This window comes from Shimia sp. CNT1-13L.2 (assembly GCF_024331145.1).
GTDB lineage: Bacteria > Pseudomonadota > Alphaproteobacteria > Rhodobacterales > Rhodobacteraceae > Shimia.
In genome coordinates this window covers 14999-39226 of sequence record NZ_JANDJO010000007.1, presented here as the reverse complement: position 1 = coordinate 39226, position 24228 = coordinate 14999, and the positions used below count along the sequence as shown (strand labels likewise).

The 24228-nt window shown below is 63.0% G+C and carries 20 protein-coding genes; 11 read left to right on the top strand and 9 right to left on the bottom strand.

Annotated elements, in window-relative coordinates:
- Entirely contained in the window at positions 1–225 is a 225-nt protein-coding gene (locus NNA36_RS14855; protein ID WP_255108418.1) for a hypothetical protein, read from the bottom strand.
- 175 nt (positions 226–400) lie between these two features.
- The gene (locus NNA36_RS14850) at positions 401–1045 is read right to left on the bottom strand and encodes a pyrimidine 5'-nucleotidase (RefSeq protein ID WP_255108416.1); all 645 of its coding nucleotides are present in this window, start codon (positions 1043–1045) and stop codon (positions 401–403) included.
- A 113-nt stretch (positions 1046–1158) separates the two neighbouring features.
- Here NNA36_RS14850 and NNA36_RS14845 point away from each other — a divergent pair, with 113 nt between their 5' ends.
- Positions 1159–1800, top strand: a complete 642-nt coding sequence (locus NNA36_RS14845; protein ID WP_255108414.1) for a GntR family transcriptional regulator — start codon at positions 1159–1161, stop codon at positions 1798–1800.
- A 29-nt stretch (positions 1801–1829) separates the two neighbouring features.
- Here NNA36_RS14845 and NNA36_RS14840 read toward each other — a convergent pair whose 3' ends face one another.
- The 3 genes from NNA36_RS14840 to NNA36_RS14830 all read right to left on the bottom strand — a co-directional run bounded on the left by NNA36_RS14840 (position 1830) and on the right by NNA36_RS14830 (position 5919).
- The gene (locus NNA36_RS14840; RefSeq protein WP_255108412.1) at positions 1830–3008 is read right to left on the bottom strand and encodes an MFS transporter; all 1179 of its coding nucleotides are present in this window, start codon (positions 3006–3008) and stop codon (positions 1830–1832) included.
- A gap of 98 nt (positions 3009–3106) precedes the next feature.
- Positions 3107–4969, bottom strand: a complete 1863-nt coding sequence (locus NNA36_RS14835; protein ID WP_255108409.1) for a glycosyltransferase family 2 protein — start codon at positions 4967–4969, stop codon at positions 3107–3109.
- 59 nt (positions 4970–5028) lie between these two features.
- A complete protein-coding gene (locus tag NNA36_RS14830; RefSeq protein WP_255108407.1) occupies positions 5029–5919 on the bottom strand; it encodes a LysR substrate-binding domain-containing protein in 891 nt (296 codons plus the stop codon).
- A 98-nt stretch (positions 5920–6017) separates the two neighbouring features.
- Between NNA36_RS14830 and NNA36_RS14825 the strand changes: the two genes are divergently transcribed.
- Entirely contained in the window at positions 6018–6722 is a 705-nt protein-coding gene (locus tag NNA36_RS14825) for an SDR family oxidoreductase (protein WP_255108405.1), read from the top strand.
- Positions 6712–6963 carry a DUF6552 family protein gene (locus NNA36_RS14820; protein WP_255108403.1) on the top strand — a complete coding sequence of 84 codons (252 nt, stop codon included), beginning with the start codon at positions 6712–6714 and terminating at the stop codon, positions 6961–6963. Before NNA36_RS14825 ends, NNA36_RS14820 begins: the two co-directional genes overlap by 11 nt.
- A 92-nt stretch (positions 6964–7055) precedes the next feature.
- Here the strand turns inward: NNA36_RS14820 and carA are convergent, their stop codons facing one another.
- Positions 7056–8213, bottom strand: a complete 1158-nt coding sequence (gene carA, locus NNA36_RS14815; RefSeq protein ID WP_255108401.1) for a glutamine-hydrolyzing carbamoyl-phosphate synthase small subunit — start codon at positions 8211–8213, stop codon at positions 7056–7058.
- 182 nt (positions 8214–8395) lie between these two features.
- Between carA and NNA36_RS14810 the strand changes: the two genes are divergently transcribed.
- On the top strand, positions 8396–8860 hold the full coding sequence (locus NNA36_RS14810) for a GatB/YqeY domain-containing protein (protein ID WP_255108399.1): 465 nt from the start codon (positions 8396–8398) through the stop codon (positions 8858–8860).
- 68 nt (positions 8861–8928) lie between these two features.
- On the opposite strand, the gene NNA36_RS14805 is transcribed toward NNA36_RS14810, so the two are convergent.
- Positions 8929–10239 carry a calcium-binding protein gene (locus tag NNA36_RS14805; RefSeq protein WP_255108397.1) on the bottom strand — a complete coding sequence of 437 codons (1311 nt, stop codon included), beginning with the start codon at positions 10237–10239 and terminating at the stop codon, positions 8929–8931.
- A gap of 223 nt (positions 10240–10462) precedes the next feature.
- Complete coding sequence (locus NNA36_RS14800) at positions 10463–11260, bottom strand: phytanoyl-CoA dioxygenase family protein (protein ID WP_255108395.1); 798 nt, start codon at positions 11258–11260, stop codon at positions 10463–10465.
- A gap of 170 nt (positions 11261–11430) precedes the next feature.
- Between NNA36_RS14800 and NNA36_RS14795 the strand changes: the two genes are divergently transcribed.
- The 3 genes from NNA36_RS14795 to NNA36_RS14785 all read left to right on the top strand — a co-directional run bounded on the left by NNA36_RS14795 (position 11431) and on the right by NNA36_RS14785 (position 15528).
- Positions 11431–12465, top strand: a complete 1035-nt coding sequence (locus NNA36_RS14795) for a putative 2-aminoethylphosphonate ABC transporter ATP-binding protein (RefSeq protein WP_255108393.1) — start codon at positions 11431–11433, stop codon at positions 12463–12465.
- The gene (locus tag NNA36_RS14790) at positions 12462–14417 is read left to right on the top strand and encodes a putative 2-aminoethylphosphonate ABC transporter permease subunit (protein WP_255108391.1); all 1956 of its coding nucleotides are present in this window, start codon (positions 12462–12464) and stop codon (positions 14415–14417) included. Before NNA36_RS14795 ends, NNA36_RS14790 begins: the two co-directional genes overlap by 4 nt.
- A 142-nt stretch (positions 14418–14559) precedes the next feature.
- Positions 14560–15528, top strand: a complete 969-nt coding sequence (locus NNA36_RS14785; RefSeq protein WP_255108389.1) for a LysR family transcriptional regulator — start codon at positions 14560–14562, stop codon at positions 15526–15528.
- A gap of 8 nt (positions 15529–15536) precedes the next feature.
- Here NNA36_RS14785 and NNA36_RS14780 read toward each other — a convergent pair whose 3' ends face one another.
- Positions 15537–17048, bottom strand: coding sequence for a trimethylamine methyltransferase family protein (locus NNA36_RS14780; RefSeq protein WP_255108387.1), 1512 nt, complete (start codon positions 17046–17048; stop codon positions 15537–15539).
- Positions 17049–17234: 186 nt separating this feature from the next.
- Between NNA36_RS14780 and NNA36_RS14775 the strand changes: the two genes are divergently transcribed.
- The 4 genes from NNA36_RS14775 to NNA36_RS14760 all read left to right on the top strand — a co-directional run bounded on the left by NNA36_RS14775 (position 17235) and on the right by NNA36_RS14760 (position 24227).
- Positions 17235–19667: an FAD-dependent oxidoreductase gene (locus NNA36_RS14775; RefSeq protein WP_255108385.1), complete on the top strand. Its 2433-nt coding sequence runs from the start codon at positions 17235–17237 to the stop codon at positions 19665–19667.
- A gap of 5 nt (positions 19668–19672) precedes the next feature.
- Complete coding sequence (hisD, locus tag NNA36_RS14770) at positions 19673–20938, top strand: histidinol dehydrogenase (protein ID WP_255108383.1); 1266 nt, start codon at positions 19673–19675, stop codon at positions 20936–20938.
- Positions 20939–21002: 64 nt separating this feature from the next.
- Entirely contained in the window at positions 21003–22259 is a 1257-nt protein-coding gene (locus tag NNA36_RS14765) for a PAS domain-containing protein (RefSeq protein WP_255108381.1), read from the top strand.
- A 144-nt stretch (positions 22260–22403) separates the two neighbouring features.
- On the top strand, positions 22404–24227 hold the full coding sequence (locus NNA36_RS14760) for a methyl-accepting chemotaxis protein (protein ID WP_255108379.1): 1824 nt from the start codon (positions 22404–22406) through the stop codon (positions 24225–24227).
- The last annotated feature ends 1 nt before the right edge of the window (position 24228 follow it).

Sequence of the window (24228 nt, the reverse complement as noted above, 5' to 3'; positions counted from 1 at the left end):
TTAACCGCGCGAGATGATCAGCAGGATGACCCAGATGACCGGAACAAGGGCCACGGCAGGCATGTAGAGGCCGGGAATGCCGAAGGCATAGACAGCCGAGCCCCAAGCGGCAACGACGGCGGCCAGAACGGCGTAGATCATGGCCAGGCCGGACTTGGAGATGACTTCGTCGTGGTGGGTGTCTTCGGTGGTTTCGATGACGGGGTTGGTGTCGGTAAGGCTCATGCGCGTTTCTCCTGTCGAGTGTGGTTCCCTGTCTCGGCAGATAGCGATGGGCGCTGCGAATCCAAGGGGGTGTGACCCCGTGTCATGCTGCACTGCGGCGGGAAAATCAATACATATTCGCATAAATGAATTAATATATGCGCAGATTAGAAAGTGTGCATGGGTTGACCCTGATTCAGGTCAGTTTCGACAGGAAGTCGGGCAGGTCGTCAGTGTGGTGGTGAATGTGGTCTGCGTCATGCGGATCGGGGGCCACGTGCACGGTTTTCATGCCCATCTCGTGCGGCGCCTTGAGGTTGCGCGGATCGTCTTCGAACATGGCGGCGGTTTCGGTGGTGACACCGTCGAGTTTGAACACCGCTTCAAAGGCGGCGCGTTCCGGTTTGGGCAGGTAGCCTGCGTGTTCAACGCCATAAACCGCATCGAACAACCCGTCGAGACCACGTGCGTTCAGCACCTGTTCGGCATAGGGCGCGGTGCCGTTGGTATAGACGATGCGCCGTCCCGGCAGGGCCTTGATTTGCGCGGCGAGGTGGGGGTCTTTTTCCAGTTCGGCAAAGGAGATGTCGTGAACGTCCACAAGATAGGGGGCGGGGTCGACATCATGTTCGCGCATCAGACCGGCAAGGGTGGTGCCGTATTCCGCCCAGTAGTGTTTGCGCAGGTGGTTGGCCTTGGGCCGGTCGACGCCGAGAGCGTTCATCACGTAGTCGGTCATCCGCACCTCGATCTGGTCGAACAGTCGTGCGTGGGGCGGGTAGAGCGTGTTGTCGAGGTCAAAGACCCAGGTGGTCACGTGCGAGAAGGCTTGTTTCGGCATGGGGGCAAAATAGGTCCGAGAGGGGCTGCGTGCAATGGCGGGGTTGATTATCGGCACGCGCGTGGCATAGGCTCGTGTGTCAGCGCCTGCAAGAGCGCATACGGGGAGAAATCATGTCGCAAGGAAAATCGCCGAACAAGGATGCGTATTCGCTGATCCTGGGAGCTATTGACGTGGGCGTGTTCAAGCCCGGCGACCGTTTGGTCGAAAGCGATCTGGCAGAGCGGTTCGGGGTGTCGCGGACACCGATCCGCGAGGCGTTGCAACGGCTTGAGACGCAATCCCTTCTGGCGCGGGACGGGCGGAGCCTGATCGTGTCGTCGCTGGATCACAACCAGATGGCCGAGCTTTACGTCGTGCGTACCGAGCTTGAAGGACTGGCGGCGCGGCTGGCGGCGAAACACGCGACGCCGGAAGAGGTGCGGGTGTTGCGCGACATGGTGGAAGAGGACAAGGCGCTGGTGAATGACCCGTCGGCCCTGTCGCGGGCGAACCGCCGCTTTCACAAGCAGATCCACCTGGCTTCGCACAACCGCTATCTCGTGCAGCAGCTTGACCTCGTGCACCGGTCGATGGCGCTGATGGCGACCACGTCGATTGCCGCCGAAGGACGCAGCGAGGACACGCTGGTCGAACATGCGGCCATCGTGAACGCGATCGAGGCCAAGGATGAGGATGGGGCGTACAAGGCGCTCAAGGATCACATCTCGAAGGCCTTCGTGACCCGCCTCAAGCAGGAAAACACGGACGGGTAAGGACGGCCTTCGAGCGGTCTTTTAAAGTGTCAGGATTGCAGTGCCACGGCGCGGCATTTGAAGGCCCGTCGCAGGGCCATCGTGGCTTCCAGAAAGGCAAGGGCGGTCAGCAGGACAAGCAGGGCCGATGCACCCATTTCCACGATCATCCAGCCCGCGACCAGCGGAAAGCCGAAGATGCCGATGAAATAGGTGAAAGCAAAGAGCTGCAAGGTCTGCGGGACCAGCGTCTTGTCGGCGTCGTTGGCGGCCATCGCTGCAAGGATCGGATAGCTGACGCCATAGCCGATGCCGAAGAGGAAGGCCGTCAGCAGGTAGAGCGGCAGGGTTTCGACAAATAGGAACAGGGCGACGGCGGCGCACATCAAGTATTGCAGGGCGGCAATCGTAAGGTAGGGCGTGTCGCCGCCCTTGAAGCGGGCCAGCACCAGACGGAACACAACGACGGTGGCGGTATAGGCCAGGAAATAGTCGGCATAGTCCAGGCCGCGTTCGTCGGCAAAGACGGTCTGGAAGTTGTTCATCCCTGCAAAAACACTGGCGCCGATGCAAACCATGATGACGGGCAGGCGGGCCGGGGATTTCAGGATGCTGGCCACGGCCCCGGGAGATAGGCGGGCCGTGGCCTGTTGCACCTCGCCCAGAGTATGGGCGCGGATGGCGGGTGTGAGCGCGAAGAACATCAGGCCGGCAAGGGCGCAGAGCAGGGCGGTGACGTGGAAGGCGTCGGAGAGGCTGAGGCCTGCGGTTTCGAACAGGGCTGCGAGAACGGGGGAGAGGCCAAAGCCTGCCATGACCGCAACGGACAGGAGGGCGAAAAAGCGGACACGGTCGTGATCAGGCACCACGCGGGTCAGAGCCACGGGCGAGAGCGCGTAGGTCAGGCCCCAGCCCGCACCGAGGCACATGCTTGCCAGCACGACAAGCAGGCCGACATGGGTTGCGGTGGCGTAGAGCACGAGGGCGACCGCGATCACGAGGCAGGCAAGGCCGAGGGTGCGCATATGGCCGAGGCGGTCGGAGAGGTGCCCTGCGTAGTAGACGGCAAGCAGCGTGGCGACGGCGGTGAGGGCCAGCATTGTGCCCACCACCTTTTCGTTGGCTCCGAAGGTTTCGAACAGACGGGGCAGCATGAAGGTCAGGCCATAAGCTCCTGCCTGCAGGAAGGTGGCGAGATAGAAGAGGGTGAACATCGGTCGGCGGGTCATGGCGGTCTCCTTTGGGGTCGAGACCGGAATGACATGAGGAATGGTTTGTGAGAAATGTCCAGAATTTAGAAATTTCTACATACCAATTTAGTTGGAAGTCAGGGGGCTGTGGCGCTGGTGCCTTCGTGGGTTTTTCCGTGGGCCGTCTTGTCCCAATAGAAGGGAATGAACAGCAGTTCGAACAGGGCCTTGTAGGCGGCGAGCGTGGCCATCGGGAAATAGGCCACCATTGCAAAGACCCAGGGGATGAGCGCGTTTCGGCCCTGGCCTGAAATCGACCGCAAAGAGATCAGCGCGTTGACCATGCCAAAGCCGAGAAACAGGGCGGCGGTGCCGGGGGGCAGGGCGCTTTCGAACGGTGGCGAGACACCGATCAGGCCCAGCCAGAACAACCAGATCAGCGGGGCGAGCAGGAACTGGGACAGGGTGCAGGCAAAGACCAGTTGCATACCAAGGAACTGGCGCGGGCCGACGTCGCGCAGGAGACGCAAGGGCGCGCGCATGTGCACGAGCCATGTCACCATGTAGCCCTTGAGCCAGCGTGATCTTTGGCGGACCCAGGCCAGCGGTTGGCAGTTGGCTTCTTCCTGTGTAACCGTGGGGATGAGTTCCGTGCGCCAGCCGAAGCGGGCAATGCGCATGCCAAGGTCGGCGTCTTCGGTGACGTTGTGGGCGTCCCAGCCGCCAAGGGCTTCGATTGCGCGGCGACGCAGGAACAGGGTGGTGCCGCCCAGTGGCACCGCAAATCCGAGGCGGGCGAGGCCGGGCAGGACGGTTCGGAACCACGTGGCGTATTCGATGGTGAAGCAGCGGGCGATCCAGTTGGTGTAGGGATTGTAGTAGTCGAGGATGCCTTGCAGGCAGACCACCTCTGGCGGGGCGGCGGCGAAGTGGTTGGCGACGGTTTCGAGCTGGTCCGGGGCGGGGGCGTCTTCGGCGTCCCAGATGCCGATGATGTCGCCCTTGCAGAAATCCAGAGCATAGTTCAGCGCGCGCGGTTTGGTGGTGAGGCCCGATCCTGCCGGAACGGTAACGACCCGAATCCAACGCGGCAGAGTGGTATGTTTGAGTGCGGCTTGCGTGGTGTCGTCATGGGCTTCGAGCACCAGCAGCACGTCAAGCAGGGCCTCGGGGTAGGTCAGGCGGCTCAGGCGGTTCACGAGAACCTGCGCCACTTCTTTTTCGCGAAACAGTGGCACCATCACAGAGATGCGCGGCAAGGGGCCTTGGAGCGGGGGCGCGGGGTGCGGTGGGGCACAGGCCATGAAGGCGGCGATCTTCATGACCGAAACGGCAACGAGGGAGAGCGCCGCAAAGACCGTGAGGGCCGAGAAAACCGCGGAGGGGGCGAGCAGGATCAGGCAGGTGAAGAGGACCAGTGTCGCCCAGATGATGCGGCTGCGTTGGCGGCTGTGGTGCCAGTTGCGGCAGCTGTAGGCCGGGGCGGTGCGGGTTTCGGCCTGTTGGGCGAGTGTCGGGCGGTGGGTATCAAGGGTCGCGGTTTCGACCTGACCCGGGGTGGCGACGGCGATCAGCGCGCCCTTGAGCGGGGCGGATTGCGCTTCTGGCAGGAGGGCCAGCGCGGCGGCCAGACGTTCGGGGGCGCCGGTGGCGAGGATCAGGAGGCCGCCCAGGCTCTGCCATGGGATCACGTTGTGGCGCAGGCAGAAGGTGGCGGGCAGGAGATGGGCGAGATTGGGGTCGGGCGGCGTTTCGGAGAGATCGACGGCCTGCATGTCGAGCTGGCGGGACAGCAGGTCGCGTCTTGCCTCGGGCGAAAGCCAGCCGCGGGCGGCGAGGATTTCCATCAGGGTGGCATCCCAGAGCGGCAGACGCTCGCGGGCATGGAAGAGTTGCCAGGGGGCCAGAAGGCCGGATTTGAGCAGACGCAGACCAAGGGACATTGTCCCCGCCGGAGCGGCAGGACGCGCATCTGTCAGGCGCAATAACGGTTCACTCACGGCCTGTCCCCCATAGGTCGATCCGCGGGGGATTTTGGCGGGCCTTGGTTAACAGGGTCTTAAGTTGGCCGTGGGTGTTGCCCGTGGGGCGCTGAGGCCTGTGTCATCCATTCAATCACCGCGGCAACGGCGGGTCTTTTGCGGGTGTCACGGCGGACGAGGAGATAGAAATCGGAGTCGCCTGTCATGACCTCGGGAACGACCTGTACGAGATTGCCTGCTTCGATCTCTTTGCGCAGGAGAAACCGGCTTGCCAGTGCGACGCCCTGACCCGAGATCGCGGCGTCGATGGCAAGGGCTGTCTGGCTGAGCTGGAGGCCGTGAAGCGCATCGTGTTTGGAGGGGGCGTTGCCGAGAAACTTTGGCCAGAGACTGTGGGCGTCGTGAATCCTTGGCAGGCTGGCGAGCGCGTCCATGTCCGGCGAGATCTTGTTGACGAGTTCCGGCGCGGCGACGGCGATGATCTCCTGTTTGAACAGGAGGTGGGCATCGAGGCTTGCGCCGAACGGGGGATTGCCCTGCCGGACGGCGAGGTCGATCCCGTCCGCATGGAAGCTCGAGACCTTTTCGGTTGCGACGATCCTGAGGTCGATGTCGGGGTGTCGTTCGCTGAAGTCGGGCAGGTTGGGGATCAGCCATTTCGACGCGAATGTCGGTGTCACGCTGATCAGGACCTTGTCGGCCTCGGGCAGCAGGGTTTCCGTGGCCTCGCGCAGCGTGGCGAAGGCGGCTTGCACCTGCGCGTGGTAGCCGCGTCCGGCAGCGGTGAAAGTCAGGCCTTTTGAGTGGCGGTCAAACAGCTGGACCCCAAGCTGTGCTTCCAGCGCGCGCACCTGCTGGGCCACCGCGCCCTGTGTGACGTCGAGTTCCTGGGCGGCGGCCTGAAAGGTGAGATGACGGCCGGCTGCTTCAAAGGCCCGAAGCCCGTTCAGGGGTGGAAGGTTTTTCATAAGACAGTAGTAAATCTACAGTTAGGTTTCGTCAAATCTGACTACAGAAGTGAGCCATGCGTTTCTATGTTGCATTCAGAATGGTGATGGAGGCAGTAATGACTGTAGAAAAAGTAGCGCTTGTGACGGCGGGTGGCTCTGGAATGGGGGCGGATGCAGCGCGTCGATTGGCGGCGGATGGCTTCCGGGTTGGCGTTTTGTCTTCGTCGGGCAAGGGCGAGGCTCTTGGCACGGAACTTGGAGGGTTCGGCGTTACCGGCTCGAACCTTTCGGGGGCGGATCTTGGTGCGCTGGTCGAGGGGGCAATGGAACGTTGGGGGCGTGTCGATGTTCTGGTGAACTCGGCCGGGCATGGCCCCAAGGGCGGTGTTTTGGAGATGTCGGATGAGGACTGGCATCAGGGGATGGAGGTCTACCTGATGAACGTGATCCGGCCGACGCGCCTCGTGACGCCGATCATGCAGGCGCAGGGGGGCGGCGCGGTTATCAACATATCGACCTTTGCCGCTTTTGAGCCCGATCCGCTGTTCCCGACGTCGGGTGTGTTTCGTGCCGGACTTGCGGCCTTTGCCAAGCTGTTTGCCGACAAATACGCGGCTGACAACATCCGGATGAACAACGTGCTGCCCGGCTTTATCGACAGCCTGCCCGAAAGCGAAGACCGCCGCAGCCGCATTCCGATGGGGCGGTATGGAAAGGCGGGGGAGGTGTCTTCGCTGATCTCATGGCTCGCGTCCGAGGGCGGTGGATACATGACCGGGCAGAACCTGCGTATCGACGGGGGGCTGACGCGTGCCGTCTGAGGTTTTGTTGCCCGGTAGGGGCAAGGATCAGCTGGCGTTCTGGGTAAAGTGGGGGGCGTCTGTCATCCAGATCATCGGCTATACCGCGACAGGGTTCGGCTGGACCCCGTGGAACCTCTACCTGTTCCTTGTGGGGGTGCTGGGGTGGTTTGTTGTCGGCGTGCTTTGGAACGACCGCGCGATCATGCTGATCCACCTGGTTGCACTTGCCGCGATGATCGCGGGGATGAGCAGCGAGTAGGGGGCCGTCTCGGATCGACGGCACGAGTGACGTGCAAACGAAGAAGGCCCCGCGCAATGCGGGGCCTTTTCGTGTTTCGATTTTGCCGGGGCTCAGGCGCTGCGGGCGTCCATGGCGGCGGCGAATTTTTCGAAGAGGTAGAAGCTGTCCTGCGGGCCGGGCGAGGCCTCGGGGTGGTGCTGGACCGAGAAGACCGGGCGGTCGGCGATGCGGATGCCGCAGTTGGAGCCGTCAAACAACGAGACGTGGGTTTCCACGACACCTTCGGGCAGGGATTGCGCATCGACGGCAAACCCGTGGTTCATCGAGGTGATCTCGACCTTGCCGGTTTCGTGATCCTTGACCGGGTGGTTCGCACCGTGGTGGCCGTGGTTCATCTTGACGGTCTTGGCACCCAGCGCCAGGGCCAGCATCTGGTGGCCGAGGCAGATGCCGAAGACGGGCAGGTCGGTTTTCAGAATGTCCTGGATCATCGGCACGGCGTATTCGCCGGTGGCCGCCGGATCGCCGGGGCCGTTCGACAGGAAGACGCCATCGGGGCTGTGGGCCAGGATCTCGTCTGCGGTGGCGGTGGCGGGCAGGACGGTGACGTCACAGCCGGCTGAGGCGAGGCAGCGCAGGATGTTGCGCTTGGCGCCGAAGTCGAGGGCGACAACCTTGTGCTTGGGCGCTTCCTGACGCGGGTAGCCGTCGGGCCATGCCCAGCGCATTTCGTCCCAGCGGTAGGATTGGGCGCAGGTGACGTCCTTGGCGAGGTCGAGACCTTCGAGACCCGAGAAGGCGCGGGCCTTGGCGATCAGCGCCTCGGTGTCGAAGTTGCCTTCGGGATCGTGTGCCAGTGCGACGTGCGGCGCACCTTGCTGGCGGATGGCGCGGGTCAGGCGGCGGGTGTCGACACCGCCGATGGCGATGCGGCCGCGGGCTGCCAGCCAATTGTTCAGCGTGTCAACCGAGCGCCAGTTGGAGGGTTGGGTCGGGTCCCATTTGACAACCATGCCCGCGGCAACCGGATCGCCGGTCTCGTCATCCTCGGGGGTGACGCCGGTGTTGCCGATGTGGGGGAAGGTGAATGTCACGATCTGGCCCGCGTAGGACGGGTCGGTCATGATCTCCTGGTAGCCGGTCATGGCGGTGTTGAAGCAGAGCTCTGCAACGGTGTCACCGGTGGCCCCGAAACCGCGTCCGTAGAAGACGGTGCCATCTGCAAGGGCAAGGCAGGCTGTGGGTTTGGCGTTGGGATCCTGGACCATGGGGCGACTCTCCGGCTGACAAATTGTCGGGAAACTATGTCGAGGCGGGCGCAGCGTCAAGGGAGAGAAAAAAATGGTTTTCTTTTAAAAACAATAACTTGGCAAAATCGCGCGGTGCTTGCTTCGAAACCGCGCTTTATATATGTTCCCGGCTTCATGATTATCAGCAAACGGGCGATGCCATGACATTGCGAGACGACATCAATACCGCACTTAAACAGGCGATGCGGGATCGGGCGGCTGACAGGCTGTCGACCCTGCGTCTTGTGACTGCCGCGATCAAGGATCGTGACATTGCGGCACGGGGCAATGGTGACGAGGGCAGCGTCGGAGACGACGAGGTTCTGGGGATCCTGTCGAAGATGGTCAAGCAGCGCCAGGAGAGCGCGCGGACATATGAAGAGGGCGGGCGTCTGGACCTTGCGGAGCGGGAATTGAACGAGATCACCGTGATCGAGGAATTCCTGCCCAAGAAGCTTGATGATGGCGAGATCATTGCTGCCATCGACGCCGCGATTGCCGAGATCGGCGCAAGTTCGATCCGCGATATGGGCAAGATCATGGGCGTACTGAAAAGCAAGTACACCGGCCAGATGGATTTCGGCCAGGTGGGCCCGATGGTCAAGGATCAGCTTAACAAGGGCTGATCGTTCCAACGGCACATAGAAAAAGGGCCGCCCGGATTGGGCGGCCCTTTTGCGTTGTTTGATCCGGATTAGATAAAATCGTACTGGATCAGTTCGAAATCAGCGAGTGTCAGGCCTTCGAGCAGGAACTTGATCGTGCCATCGAGGGTCATTTCCAGGCCATCTGCTGTTTGGACACCAACGAAGAGCGTCGGCTCGTGTACGCGGATGACGTCTTCTTCCACGTTGAAGTCTTTCACAGTGTCGTGGCCGTTGTTGATGGTGTCGAAGAAGACGAAGCTGTCTCCTCCCGCGCCGCCCATCAGGGTGTCATCGCCAACGCCGCCACGGATGGTGTCGTTGCCGTCACCACCGTTCAGGATGTCCGCGCCGCTGGCACCGGTCAGGTAGTCATCGCCCTTGCGGCCATAAGCGACATCATCGCCGTCACCACCGTGGATGGTGTCATTACCGCGTTCGCCGCGCAGGGTGTCGTTGCCGTCATCGCCCTTGATCAGGTCGTCACCGTCGCCACCCGAGGCAAAGTCGTCACCGCGTCCACCGTAAAGCTGGTCGTGGCCCGCGCCGCCGAAGAGGTCGTCGTTTTCGTCGTTGCCCGACATCTTGTCGTTGCCGGCGCCACCAACCATGGTGTCGTTGTCACGGCCGCCGCGCATCACATCATCGCCGGCTTCGCCGAACATCTCGTCATTGCCGGTGCCGCCAAGCAGGCGGTCACGTCCGTCGCCGCCGAGCAGCAGGTCATCGCCGCCGCCGCCCTTGAGGGTGTCTTTGCCGTCTTCGCCAAAGAGGCAATCGGCCCCGGCGCCACCATCCATGTTGTCGTCGCCCGCGCCGCCGGCCATGGCGTCGTCTCCGTTGCCACCTTTCATGGTGTCATTGCCGCCGCCGCCAAGCATCATGTCGTTGTCGTCACCGCCATGAAGATCGTCGTTGCCTTCGCCACCGTCGATGAAATCGTTGCCAGCGCCGCCGAGGATTTCATCGTGGCCGTCATCGCCGCGCAGGTCGTCATCGTCACCGCCGCCGTCGATCACATCGTTGTCGGCACCGCCATAAAGCGTGTCCATGCCGAGGCCGCCATAGAGGCTATCGTTGCCAGCGCCGCCAAGGGCACCATCGTTGCCGCCATTGCCGTTGAGAACATCATTGCCGCCAAGGGCGTCAAAGGCGCTGTTCACGGAGGACAGCATGTTGAGGGTGTCATCACCTTCCGAGCCGACAACGGAGGCGGCCCAGGCCGAGTTATGGTCATAGGTGCCAGAGATGATGAAGTCGTGGGTCCAGCCGAGCGCCGCGACCAGATCAGTCCAGGTCTGGCGGGTTGGGGCGACAATGCTGTCCGCGGTTTTCGAAGGGGTTGGTTCGGAACGTGCCATGGCAGTGGCCTTTCGCGCTTAGAGAATGTGGAAATTGGGTGGTACAATTAGGGCAATAATGGGGCAGTTGGGGCCGCTTCGTCAACGATCTGCGGGTTTGGAAACAGTTTGTTAACGAATTGGCGCTAATGGGATTCGTGTGATTTTTCATAAAAAGAAGGCGCTTCGGGGGGGCGAAGCGCCTTTATTTTTTGTTTTTTCCCCTTGAACGCGGGGTTTTGCCTCAGCGGCCCCAGATCACCGGGAACCAGTCTTCGCGCAGGCGCTGGCCCTCTTGCATGTCGTGGTCGGGGAAGGGAGGCGAGGTGCGGCCCGGGCGTTCGACATAGCGGGCATCATCCCCCACCAGACGCAGGGAAAACGCGCGGCGGCGGGTTTGCGAGGTATTGCCGCGTGCGCCGTGCAGGATGTCGTAGTTGAAGGCCACGGCATCGCCGGGTTCCATCTGCCATTCCAGAATGGTCATGCCCTCGGCCTCCGGGTCGGGGACGGGCATGTAATCGTCGACATTCGGGAAGTAGCTTTCCTCGCTGACCCAGCGCATCGGCAGCACGGGTTTTTCCCAGTTGTGCGAGCCTGCGACCATGCGCAGGGCGGCGTCCTTGACCGGGTCGAGGGGGGACCAGAAGCTGACGGTCTGTTTGCCGTCGACAAAGTAGTAGGGGCCGTCGGTGTGCCACGGCGTTGCCATCGAGGTGCCGGGCTCCTTGACCAGCACGTGATCGTGGAAGACCTGAACCTCTTGCGACTGCATCAGGTCGGCGGCGACTTCTGCGGCGGGAGAGGTGCGGATCACCTCTTCGAACTCGGGAATGCGCTGCCAGTTGCAGTAGTCGTCGAAGAAGCGGCCGGATTCGCCGTCTTTCTTGTTTTCCGAAGCATAGGGGCCGGGGGTTTCCATGTTGCGGGCAACGCCCTTGCGCAAGGTGTCAACATGGTCGGCAAAGAGGCCGCGGATCAGCACCACGCCGTCGCGCTGGTAGGTGGCGATGTCTTCGGGGGTGATCAGTGGGCTTGGCATGGCGATGCTCCTTGCATGGTCTTGTATTCGGCAAGTCGTGGAGCGGATTGGGGACGTCGTCAAGGCGGGAAAATCGGATTTGGATTTCGTTAAATCTGTCTAGGGGCAAGTAGCTGGATTTTCGTGCGAAATTGGTGTTTGTCTAGGGGTGCAAAATTATGGGGCCAGACATGGCATTTGACGAGACGTTTCTGGACATTGAGGCCTTGGGCAAGACGTTTGACGGGTTTGCCGCGCTAAGCGAGGTCTCGCTGTCGGTCCGCGAGGGGGAGTTTGTCTGTTTCGTGGGGCCGTCCGGATGTGGCAAGACCACCCTTTTGCGGGCGATTGCGGGGCTGGATCGCCAGAGCAGCGGCCGCATTCTGCGCAAGGGGCAGGACATTTCTGATGTGCCACCTGCGGCGCGTGATTGCGGGATCGTGTTCCAGTCTTATGCGCTGTTTCCCAATCTCACGGTTTCGCAGAATATTGCCTATGGCCTGCCGACCGGGCGGAAGCACCGCGCGGTCAATGCGGCGCGGGTGGAGGAGATGCTGGCGCTGATCGGGATGCAGGCGCATTCAGGCAAGTATCCTGCACAGCTGTCTGGGGGGCAACAGCAGCGGGTGGCGCTGGCGCGGGCGATGGCACGCGGGCCGGGGCTGTTGCTCTTGGACGAGCCGTTGTCGGCGCTGGATGCCAAGGTACGGGTGCAGTTGCGCGACGAGATCAAGGGATTGCAGCGACGGCTGGGCGTGACGACGATCATGGTGACGCATGATCAGGAAGAGGCGCTGGCGATGGCCGACCGGATAGTCGTGATGAACGCGGGGCAGGTCGAACAGGTGGGCACGCCTGCCGAGGTTTATGGCGCACCGAAGAGCCTTTTCGTGGCGGAGTTCATTGGCGAAATGAACCGTTGGGAGGGGGTTGCCAGCGGCGGGACCCTCGAAATCGGGCAGGAGCACGTGGCCTGCGCGGGCGAGGGGGAGGTTGTCGCGGCGATCCGGCCCGAGGATGTGGTGATTGGCCAGGGCCAGATCCGGGCGAAGGTGTCCGAGATGGAGTTCCTCGGCGCCTTTTGGCGCTGCCGGTTCGCGGCGCGTGGCATGGAGATCGTGGCCGATGTTCCGGCGCAGGGGATTAGCGGGATTGCCGTGGGCGACGCGGTGCAGGTTGATCTGCCGGAACACCGCCTGCACCTGTTCGGGGGCGCATCCGCGTGACACGGCTCAGGGACGAAACCGTGCTGCGATTGGGGCTGCTGGTGGTGGCGCTTTACCTGCTGGTGGCGCTGGTGCTGCCGCTGGGGGCGATCCTTGGCAAATCGATGACCACCTACCGGTTCGACCTGTCAAAGTTCGAGATCATGGTGAGCGACGAGGCGGGTGTTTTTGGCGGTGCGGTCCTGAACGCAGCCGAAGTAAATGCAGCGCTTGGCGTCTATAGTGAGGGTGACATTGTGACGGGGCGCGATGGGCGTCTGTCGCCGGTGGCGCTGTTTCCGGATTTCAGCTTTCGCAGCCCAGTGAAGTACCGTGTGCGCGGGATCAACGGGGGACAGTTCCTTGTCGGGTCGGCCCCGCATGGCGCGGATTGGGTCGAGGTGGATTCGAATGCCTTCCGGCGGGTGCAGTTCCGGCCCGATGCGGCGCGGGGTTTCGGCAATTTCGCGCGGTACTTCAGCAGCCCTGCGCTGGCTGGGTCGATCGTCAATTCGCTGGTTGTCGCGACGATCAGCACCGTGGTGACGGTGGCGCTTGCATTCTGGTTTGCCTATGCGGTGCAGCGCAGCCGGATGTGGGGGCGGGGCCTGTTCCGGATGGTGGCGATGGCGCCGCTTCTGGTGCCGAGCCTGTTGCCGGGGATCGCGCTGATTTACCTGTTCGGCAATCAGGGGATGCTGAAGGGCCTGTTGATGGGTGAAAGCATCTATGGGCCAATCGGGATCGTGATTGGCTCGGTGTTCTTTACCTTTCCGCATGCCTTTCTGATCCTGTCGACGGCCCTGTCGCTGTCGGATGCGCGGCTTTACGAGGCGGCAGAGGCGCTTGGGGCGTCAAAAGGGCGGATGCTGCGCACGGTGACGCTGCCGGGGGCACGGTATGGCCTGATCTCGGCTGGCTTCGTGGTGTTCAACCTGGTGATCACGGACTTTGGCCTTCCGAAGGTGATTGGCGGGCAGTTCAACGTGTTGGCGGTGGATATCTACAAGCAGGTGATCGGCCAGCAGAATTTCGAAATGGGGGCGGTTGTGTCGGTGATCCTGTTGATCCCGGCGGGGCTGGCTTTCGTGGTGGACCGGATCGTGCAGCGGCGGCAGGTGGCGGCGCTGAGCGAGCGGGCGGTGCCTTATGTGGCAGCACCCTCGCGCGGGCGGGACCGTGTGCTGCTGTTGCACTGCGGGATAGTGAGCCTGTTCATCCTCGGGGTGCTGGGGGTGTGCCAGTATGCGGCGCTGGTCAGGTTCTGGCCCTATGATCTCAGCCTGACATGGCAGCATTTCCGGTTTGATTTGGTGGATGGTGGCGGCTGGGCGTCTTATTGGAATTCGCTGCGGCTGGCCGTGCTGGTGGCGGGGCTGGGCACGATGTTGATCTTTGTCGGGGCCTATCTGGTCGAGAAGGCACCGGGCATGGGCCGTGCGCGGGGGACGGTGCAGGCGATGGCGCTGATGCCGATGGCGGTGCCGGGCATGGTGCTGGGGCTGGCCTATATCTTTTTCTTCAACGCGCCGGGCAACCCGCTGGGCGGGATTTATGGCACGATGGCGATCCTCGTGATCTGTACCGTGGCGCATTTCTACACGGTGGCGCATCTGACGGCAGTGACCGCTTTGAAACAGATGGACGGGGCGTTCGAGGCGGCCTCGGCGAGCCTTGGCCAGCCGGTGGTGCGGCTGTTCTGGCGGGTGACGGTGCCGGTGTCGCTGCCGGCGGCGCTGGAGATCGGGATCTACCTCTTCGTGAACGCGATGACGACGGTGTCGGCGGTGGTGTTCCTGTATAGTCCCAAGACCACGCTGGCCTCGGTTGCGGTGCTGAACATGGATGACGCGGGCGACGTGGCGCCGGCGGCGGCGATGGGGATGCTGATTTTCTATACCAACCTTGCCGCACGGGGCCTTTATGCGGGGATTGCCCGCGGGCTCTTGGCGCGTACGCAGGGCTGGCGGTAGGGGCGCTGCCCCTCTGTCCCCGGAGCAGGTCCGGGGCCATTCACCCCGGAGTATTTCGCGGTGCATTGAAGCGCGGGATGGGTGCTTGCCTTGGGTCGGGGAGTGTCCGAGAGTGGCGGCAACCTATCGGGAGAAAAGTGGCATGGCGCGTGATGATCTGAGTCTGCGGGGGCTGGAGTTGTTCCAACTGGCAGCGGCGGCGGGATCGTTGCAGGCGGTGGCGCGCGAGACCGGATTGTCGGTGAGCACGGTGTCGCATCACCTCAAGACGCTGGAGGCGCAGTTGGGGGTGTCATTGCTGGATCATGGGCGACGTCCGATGGTGCTGACGCCGGCGGGGGGCGTGTTTCTGAAACACGTGGATGAGGCGCTGCGGCTGATCCGGCGGGCGCGGGCCGAGGCCTCGGCCGGCAATATCACCGAGGCGACCCACCTCAGGCTCGGGATGATCGAGGATTTCGACAGTGACATCGGGCCGGAGCTGGCGGTGTTCCTGTCGGAGGCGATGCCGAAGTGTGACTTTCTGCACCGTACCGATCACAGCCACATGCTTTTGGAGATGCTGCGCAACCGGGCGCTGGATATCGGGGTGGCGATGCGCCCGGCGGATGCGGTGCTGGAGGCGCAGGAATACCCGTTGTTGCGCGATCCCTTTGTGGTTGCCCTGCCAGCGCAGAGCGAGGTTACGCCGGAAGACTGTCTGGCGGGGCGGGCGGGGATGCCGTTTCTGCGCTATACGCAGAACCAGATCATGGGGCGGCAGATCGAGGCGCAGTTGCGGCGCATGAAGCGGGTGTTGCCGACGCGGTTCGAGATCGAGAACAACCAGACGATCATGGCGATGGTGGCGGCGGGGGCCGGGTGGTGTGTGACCACGCCGATGCTTTATGCGCGCGCCAAGCGGTTTCACGGGCGGGTGCGGTTGCACGAGTTTCCGGGCAAGAGCTTTGCGCGCAATATCTCGGTCTTTGCCACGCAGGATTGTTCGGAGAGCGTGGTGCGGATGGTGGATGTGAAGCTGCGTGCCTTGCTGGCGCTGCACGCGATCCAGCCGGTGCACGAGGCGATGCCCTGGCTGGCGGATGCGTTCCGGCTTTTGGAAGGCGAATAAAGCCCCGGCTAGAGGATGTTGAAGCGGTCGCGGATGGCGGCGTCTTGTGTGGGCGAGAGGTATTGCGGCTGGTGGTCGGCCAGGATGCGGCGGGCGGTGTCGCGGGCGCGGTCCCAGGCCGATTGCGCACCGGATTGCGCCCATGTGCGCGGCTCTTCCCGGTCGGCGAGATCGGGGTAGTAGTAGTCGCGTTCCATCGCGGCATGGGTCTGGGCGTGGCCGAGGAAATGGCCCTCGCCGAGAACCGCGTCGCGAATGGCATCGAGGCCGAGGGTATCATCGCTGACTTCGACACCGCGCAGGACGCGGTAGGTGTGGGCGTGCATTTCGTTGTCGAGGATGAAGCCTTCGAAGCTCGCGCCGAGAAGGGCGGCTGTCATGCCGGAGCTTTCGTAGATCAGGTTGCCACCCGCCAGTGCGGCGGCCAGCGAGGTGAGGCCTTTTTCCATGCCATATTGGGCGTCGATGGCCTTGGCGTCGGTCATGGAGGCCGCGACACCCGAGGGCAGGCCGAGCCAGTTGGAGAGCTGGGCCGAGGCGGCGTTGAGGAGGGCGGTTTCGCCCCCGCCGCCCGAGAAGGCGCCGCTGCGCAGGTCAATCACGAAAGGCCAGTTGGAGAAGACCATCGGGTAGCCGGGCTGGATGGCGTGGACCATGACCAGCGAGGCGAGGGTTTCGGCAAGGGAATGGGCGAGGAACCCGGCCAGCGTGGCGGGAGCGGTGGCCCCGGCCTGGGCGGCGGTGATGCAGGACATCGGGATATTGTGGCGGATACATTCATAGACCACGTCGACCGCGTCTTCGCCGTAGCGCAGGGGCGAGATGACGGGGCTGATGTGGGCCTTGACGAAGGGGCGTTTGGAAAAGGCGCCTTCGCCGCCGGCGGCGATGTCGAACAACTGCACGATCGGGGCGACATGTTCGGCGATGGTAAAGGCGGTGGCCACCGGCTTGGTGGTGTTCTTCATCAGCGCATAGGCGGTGTTCACATCCAGATCGAGAAGGTCGGGCAGATCGGTGGCGATGCAGCAGCGGGTGAACCAGCTGACGTTTGGCAGGGTGTCTTGCAGGCGGGTGAAGTCGTGCAGGTCGGCCAGGGTCGAGGGGCGGTACAGACCGGTGTCGATGTCCAGCGTCTGGACCGCCGCGCCGCCGGTGCCGAAGTGGACGGATGTGCCGCCGACCTCGATGCTGCGGTCGGGATCGCGGCCATGCAGGACAAACTGTTTCGGGGCGCGGGCGATGGCATCTTCGACAAGGGCGCGGGGGAATTCGATGCGCGCGCCGTTTTCGCGTGCGCCTGCGGCCAGAAGATCGCTGCGCAGGCGGGCGGGCACCTCGCCCATGCCGAGAGTGTCGAGCAGGGTGAGGGCAGCGTCATAGATGCGCTTGAGATCGGCGTCTGACAGGGGGCGGTAGAGGCCACCCGGCTGACCGGGCGGGCAGGGATCGACTTCGGGTTTTGCTGCGCGCTGGGCGATGCGGGCCTTGCGTCCGCCGCGTTTTCGCATTGCCGTCATGGGGGCCTCGTTCGTGTTGGTTGCGGGCAGGATAGAGGCGGGATGGTCGGGCGGGACAGGTGAGAAATGCAGTTTCGTATTTCGGAGAAAATAATTTCGAAAATTTCGGAAATAGCGATGCGGCGTTGATCTTTGGGGCGGCTTGGCCACTGGTCATTTGTAAGACTTGTTTTCCGGGAGAGACTTATGAAATCGCGCACGAAGGTCGTGGTCATTGGTGGCGGGATCGCCGGCTGTTCGACGTTGTATCACCTGACGCAGGAAGGGTGGAGTGATGTGGTGCTGGTGGAGCGTGACGAGCTGACCAGCGGCACGACCTGGCATTCGGCGGCGCAGGTCACCAATTTCGGCATGAACCAGACGATGGTGGGGCTGAAGACGCATTCGATCAATCTTTACAAGGAATTGTCCGAGGACCCGGAGTATCCGATCAATTACCACCATGCAGACGGTGGCATCCGGCTGGCCAATACCGAAGAGCAGATGATGGGCTATCGGCATTTTGCCTCGATGGCGCGGGGGATGGATGTGCATTTCGAGGTGATCGACGCCGAGGAATGCGCGCGGCGGCATCCGCTGATTTCGACGGAGAACCTTGTGGGCGGGCTTTGGGATCCGCTGGACGGGGATATTGATCCGGCGCAGCTGTGTCAGGCGCTGGCGCGGCGGGCGCGCAATGCGGGGGCCGAGGTTTATCGCAATACGCCGGTGACCGGCCTGACCCAGCACAAGGACGATACCTGGACCGTGCATACGGTGAAGGGGGATATCGACTGTGATATCGTGGTGAACGCCTGTGGTTATCGCGTGAACGAGGTGGGCGCGATGATGGGGGTGCATCATCCGGTGATGTCGATGGAGCACCAGTATTTCCTGACCGAGGAGATTCCCGCCATCAAGGAGGCCGGGCACCGGATGCCGTTGTTGCGCTGTCCGATCAGCGATTATTACTCGCGGCAGGAAAAGAACGGGTTGCTTGTCGGCTTCTATGAGCAGGGCTGCAAGACCTGGGGCATGGACGGGATTGATCCGAAGTTCGTGAATGCCCTGTGTCCGGATGATCTTGATCGGGTGACGGATGTTCTTGAGGGGGCTTTCGCGCGGATGCCGGCCTTGATGGAGGTCGGCATTCACACGGTCGTCAACGGGCCGATTACCTATACGATTGATGGTGCGCCCCTGGTGGGGCCGATCCCGGGCAAGCGCAATGCCTTCTGCATCATTGGTCTTAGGGCAGGGCTTGGTGAAGGGGGAGGGCATGGCTGGCTTCTGGCGCAGCAGATCGTGCATGGCGAGGCCTGCTATGACACGTGGTGCCTTGATCCGCGCCGGTTCACCGGACATGCCAACGTCGAACTGACCGCGCTGAAGGCGATCGAGGATTATCAGAACGAGTTCAGGTTCCATTTCCCGAACGAGCATCGACCCGCAGGGCGGATGGCCAAGACCACGCCGCTGACGCCCGTGCTGGCGGCGGAAGGGGCCGAGTTCACGGTGGTGAACGGCTGGGAGCGGGCGGAGTATTTCAAGCCCGCGAAGGAGTTCCATCCGACGCATACCTTTGGCTTTGACGAGGCCGAGCCGGTTGTGGCGGCCGAGGTGAAGGCAGTTCAGGAGGGTGTGGGCCTGTGCGAAGTGAACGGGTTCAACCGCTTCGAGCTCACCGGCGCGGATGCGCATGGGTTCCTTGATCGGATGTTCTGCGGGCTGGTGACGCGGCGCGAAGGGCGTGTGGGGCTTGGCTACTTGTTGAACCATCACGGGATGATCAAGGGAGAGGCGACGATTGCCAATATTCCGGCCTCGGATCGCGGTGGGGCGCGTATCTGGTACGGGTCGGCAGCGGCGTCGGAATTTCACGACATGGACTGGCTGACCTCGCATCTGCGCGCGGATGAGGACGTGCAGATCAGGAGCCTGACCAACGAGCAGACCATTCTTGTGCTGGCGGGGCCGAAGGCGCGAGATGTTCTGTCGGCGGTGTCGCGCGGGGATTGGTCGAAGGGGGCGTTTCCGTGGCTGAGCGTGCGCGAGTGTTTCGTGGGGATTGCGCCGGCCACTGTGATGGCGGTGAGTTTCTCGGGCGAGCTGGCCTATGAAATCCATGTGCCGAATGCTTCGCTTTATGCGGCCTATCTCGCGCTGCGCGAGGCCGGGGAGGCGCATGGGATGCGTCTGTTCGGCGCGCGGGCGGTCGAGTCGATGCGGCTTGAGAAAGGGTTCCACCATTGGAAGGCGGACCTGATCACCGAGTATGATCCTTTCGAGACCGGGCTGAACCGGTTTGTGCGGATGGACAAGGAATTTGTTGGCAAATCCGCTCTGGTGGAACGGATGGCGGCGGGGCAGAAGCGCAAGCTTGTCTGCCTGCATGTGGACTATGCCGATGCGCGGGCGCATCCCGGCGCGTCTGTCATGGTGGGTGACAAGGTTGTTGGCACGGTGACGTCGGGGGCCTGGGGGCACCGGGTGGCGATGAACCTGGCCTATGCTTTTGTTGACCGCGACGTTGCAGGGACCGGCGCCCAGCTGAGTATCGACATCTGCGGGGACATGGCCGAGGCCGAGGTGATCGCCTTTGGCCCCTATGATCCGGCTTTCGAGAAGGTGAGGGCATAAGCGGAATGGCGATATCCTATCTCAAGCGGGCCGAGCCGCGGCCGCCGTCGGAGAACCTTGATCTGCGCGACAGCGTGGCGATCATGCTGCACAATATCCGCGATGGCGGCGAGGAGGCCGTGCGCCGCTATGCCGAGAAGCTGGATGGTTGGCGCGGGGAGATCGTGCTGAGTGATGCAGAGCGGGCGGCGGCCTGTGCGCGGGTGCCGGAGCAGACCAAGGACGACATCCGCTTTGCCCATGCCAATATCCGCCGCTTTGCCGAGGCGCAGATGGCGACGATCCAGGACTGCGAGATCGAGGTGATGCCTGGGCTTTGGGCGGGGCAAAAGCAGATCCCGATGAACAGCGCGGGCTGCTATGCGCCGGGTGGTCGGTATTGCCATGTGGCCAGCGTGTTGATGACAGTGACCACGGCCAAGGTGGCCGGGGTGAAGCAGATCACCGCGGCGTCACCGCCACGCGGGGCCGAGGGGCTGCGCGACGAAATGGTCTATGCGATGGACCTTGCCGGGGCCGACCGCATCCTGACCCTTGGCGGGGTGCAGGGGATCGCGGCGATGGCGGATGGTCTGTTTGGCGGCGTGCCGGCAGATATCCTTGTTGGGCCGGGCAATGCCTATGTTGCCGAGGCCAAGCGGATGCTGTTTGGCGGTGTGGGCATCGACATGTTTGCCGGGCCGACCGACAGCCTTGTGATTGCCGATGAAACAGCCGACCCGACCACCGTGGCCTGGGATCTGGTCGGACAGGCGGAGCACGGCGCCGACAGCCCGGTGTGGCTGGTGACAACCTCGGAAAAGCTGGCGCGAGAGGTGATTGGGCTGGTGCCGCATCTGATTGGCGAATTGCCCGCGCCGAACGGGCCGGTGGCGCAGGTTGCATGGGATGAGCGGGCCGAGGTGGTGTTGTGTGATACACGCGAAGAGGTGGCCGAGGTTGCCGATCGCTATGCGCCTGAACACCTGCACGTGCAGGCGGCGGATCTCGACTGGTGGCTGGGGCGGCTCAGTGCTTATGGATCGTTGTTTCTTGGCGAGGAGACCACGGTGCCCTTTGGTGATAAATGCGCCGGGCCGAACCACGTGCTGCCGACAAGCGAGGCTGCGCGCTATACCGGCGGGCTTTCGGTGCATAAGTTCACCAAGACCGTGACCTGGCAACGCTGCGACACGGCGGCTTCGCGGGTTCTGGCTGAACGCACGGCGCGGATCAGCCGTCTTGAAGGCATGGAGGGCCACGCGAGGTCAGCCGAGATGCGGCAACGCTGATTTACGGGTCGGCAATCTCTTTGCGCTAGGGCTGGGCAACCGGAACCAGCGCAGAGAGGACCGCATGACACAGGAAAACGAACAGGTCGGCACCGAAGTGGATTGGGGCTGGACCGAGTTGATCTATTCGCGCACCGATGCGCGGGGCGTGATCCGCTTTGCCAACCCGACCTTCTGTCGGGTGGTTGGCATGGAGATGGACGCGTTGCGCGGGGCGCCGCATCGGATCGTCCGGCACGCGGATATGCCCAAGGGGGTTTTCTGGATTTTCTGGGATCGCCTGAAGCAGGGTCTGCCGGTTGCGGCCTTTGTGAAGAACCGCACCATGAGCGGCGATTACTACTGGGTCTTTGCCTTCGCCAAGGCCTGTGAAGGCGGGTATCTCTCGGTGCGGTTCCGGCCGCGTGGCCCGCTGTTCGAGACGATCCGCAAGGAATACGAGGCCTTGCGCCGGGCCGAGCGCGAAGAGGGGCTTTCGCCGGAGGCTTCTGGCAAGCGGTTGCTGAAGCGTCTGGAAGAGCTGGGCATGGAGGACTTCGAGGCCTTCATGTCGGCGGCGCTGGCCGAGCAGAGCGCGATGCGGCACAAGGCGCTGGGCCGGGTCGAGCAGGTGCGGGACCGCACGGTGCGCGAATTGATTGGCCGCGTCGACAAGGCACAGGGCATCATCGACGACATGGCCGTCGGGTTCGACAGGATCCGCGGTGAGCCGATCAACATGCGCATCCTGTCGGGGCGCATGGATGATGGCGGCATGGCGATCAGCACGATCTCGCAGAACTATGACACGATGGCCTCGGAAATGTGGGAGGACCTGGCGGCGCTTGGCGCGATCGAGGGCAGTGATCTTCAGGCTATGCGCCATGCCTTTCACCAGGGCCACTTTGCCCTGATGATCGAGGAAATCCTCGGCGATGCCGCGGATGCGCTGGAACAGGAGGCAGGGGCGTTTGACGGTGATCTGGCGATTGCCGCTGATGTGGCGTTGTTGCGCGACATGGTGGAGGAGGCCGAAAGTTTCGCGCGCCGCAAGGTGTTGCGGATCATCCAGCGCTGCCGCCTCTTGCCAGAAACCTGTCGCCGGTTGCGGCGCAAAATCAACGGTCTGGACGTGGTGAAGCTATTGTGCCGGGTGGAAAGCGGCCGCATGGGCGAACGCGACACCGGGCTGGAGGGTATTATCGGGCGGCTGGATGATTTCCACAGCGATGTGGACCGGCAGCTCGATGGTTTGTCGGACTGCGCGCGCCAGATCACCAGCGACGGGCAGGCGCTGCTGCTTAGTTCAAATTCTCCACATAATCCCGCGCCCCGTGCGTGACTCCTGTGCTGGCTTTAACCCCTCCTTCGGGGTTGGCCGTCAAGGTGAGGCAAAGGCGATGGGAAGGATGAACATGACGGGGTTTCGAACAGGGCCGGCATTTTGTTGCGGGCATCAGGTAGCAGGCGTTTGGAGGGAGACGGTATGACGCGGAAAGAGTCTTTGGCAAGACGGCCGATCTCGGCGTGGCGGGGGCTGAGCCTGAGGGTGCGTCTGGCGCTCATCATGATGCTTGGTTTTGCCTTCAGCATGGGGCTGATCCTTGTGGTGGAACATGTCGGCCACAAGCGCCAGATGGAGACCTTGGCGCATCGCAATGCCGAGATTGTCACCGGCCTGCTTGCGGACCGGGTCGGGCAGCTGGGCATTGGTGAGCCCGAAGAGAGGCTGGCCGAAACCTATGCGGCGGTGGTCGAAGGTTATGCCCAGCAGATATGGGCGCTTGAGGTGGTGGATGCGCAGGGGGCCATCCTCGCCCATTGGGAGGCTGGACAGGGCCGCGATGCCGCCCTGCATGAGTTGGCGCGCAAGGCCGCTGCCGAAGGCGAGGTGCTGCGTCAGGACGTGTTGCATGGACGTGCGCTGGCGCGCCCGATCCTTGGATCGGAGGGGCAGGTGATCGGGGCCGTGGCAGCGACCTGGAGCATGGATGCGCTGGGCGCGATGATCAGGGATGCCTCGGTTTGGATTTCCCTGCTTGCCCTTGTGGCGGGGCTGGCCGGGCTGGCGGCCCTGATGCTGGCGGTCTCGGTGATGGTCACGCGCCCGCTGAACCGGTTGGCGGGGCGCATGAAGGACGTCTCGGAACGCCGCTTTGAGGGCGAGATTTCCGATACGCAGCGCAAAGATGAAATCGGCGTGCTGGCCGCGGGGCTGTTGGTGCTGCGCGAGGCACTTGCCGAGGAAGAACGCGACCGCATGCGCCGCGAGGAGCAGGAAGCCCGCAAACAGGCCCTGTTCGATGATCTGAGCCGCTGTATCGGTACCGTGGCTGAGGGGGATCTGTCGCCGCGCCTTCCCGAAGGTCTCGCCGCGGATCTCGAGGCGCGCTACCAAGAGGTGTTGCGGGATTTCAACCACCTGATCGACAGTTTCGAGCAAGTGATTTCCTCGGTTACGACAAGCGCCGAAACCGTGCGCACCAATGCGGTTGAAATCAGCCAGGTGGCCAGTGAACAATCGCGCCGCTCAGAGGCACAGGCGGCCACGCTCGAAGAATCCTCGGCTGCGCTAGATGACCTGTCGGGCAATGTTCGCAAGACTGCCAAAGCGGCGCAGGACGCCGACGCTGTGATCGTGCAGAACCGCAAGCAGGCCGAAAGCAGCGGCGAAGTTGTCAAACGCACCGTCGAGGCGATGCAACGGATCGAGACCTCGTCGAGCCAGATCAACGAGATCATCGGCGTGATCGACGATATCGCCTTTCAGACCAACCTCCTGGCGTTGAATGCCGGGGTCGAAGCCGCCCGCGCAGGCGAGGCGGGACGCGGGTTTTCGGTCGTGGCTTCCGAGGTGCGGGCACTGGCACAGAGATCCTCGCAATCGGCAAGTGAAATCAAGGAGCTGATCTCCAAGAGCGGCCAGCAGGTCATGGAAGGCAGCGTGCTTGTCGCCGAGACCGGAAGCGCTCTGGAGCGGATCATTACCCAGGTTCAGCAGGTGTCGGACCTGGTGACCGCGATCGCAACCTCGGCACAGGAACAATCCAGCAGCCTTGAGGAAATCAGTTCCGGTGTGGGGCAGCTGGACAAGGTGACCCAGCAGAACGTTGCGGTGATCCAGGAGACCACGGCCTCGAGCGAAACCCTGCGCCATGAGTCGGAAAAGCTGGTGCGGGTCCTGAGCGGGTTCGGCCGCGATGGCACCGAAGAGGCCAAGGTGGAGACTGAAATAGTCAGGCAGGCCCTCCCTGCACCGAGGCAGCAGTTTGTCAACGGTGGCATCAGCGATGAATGGCAGGATTTCTGAG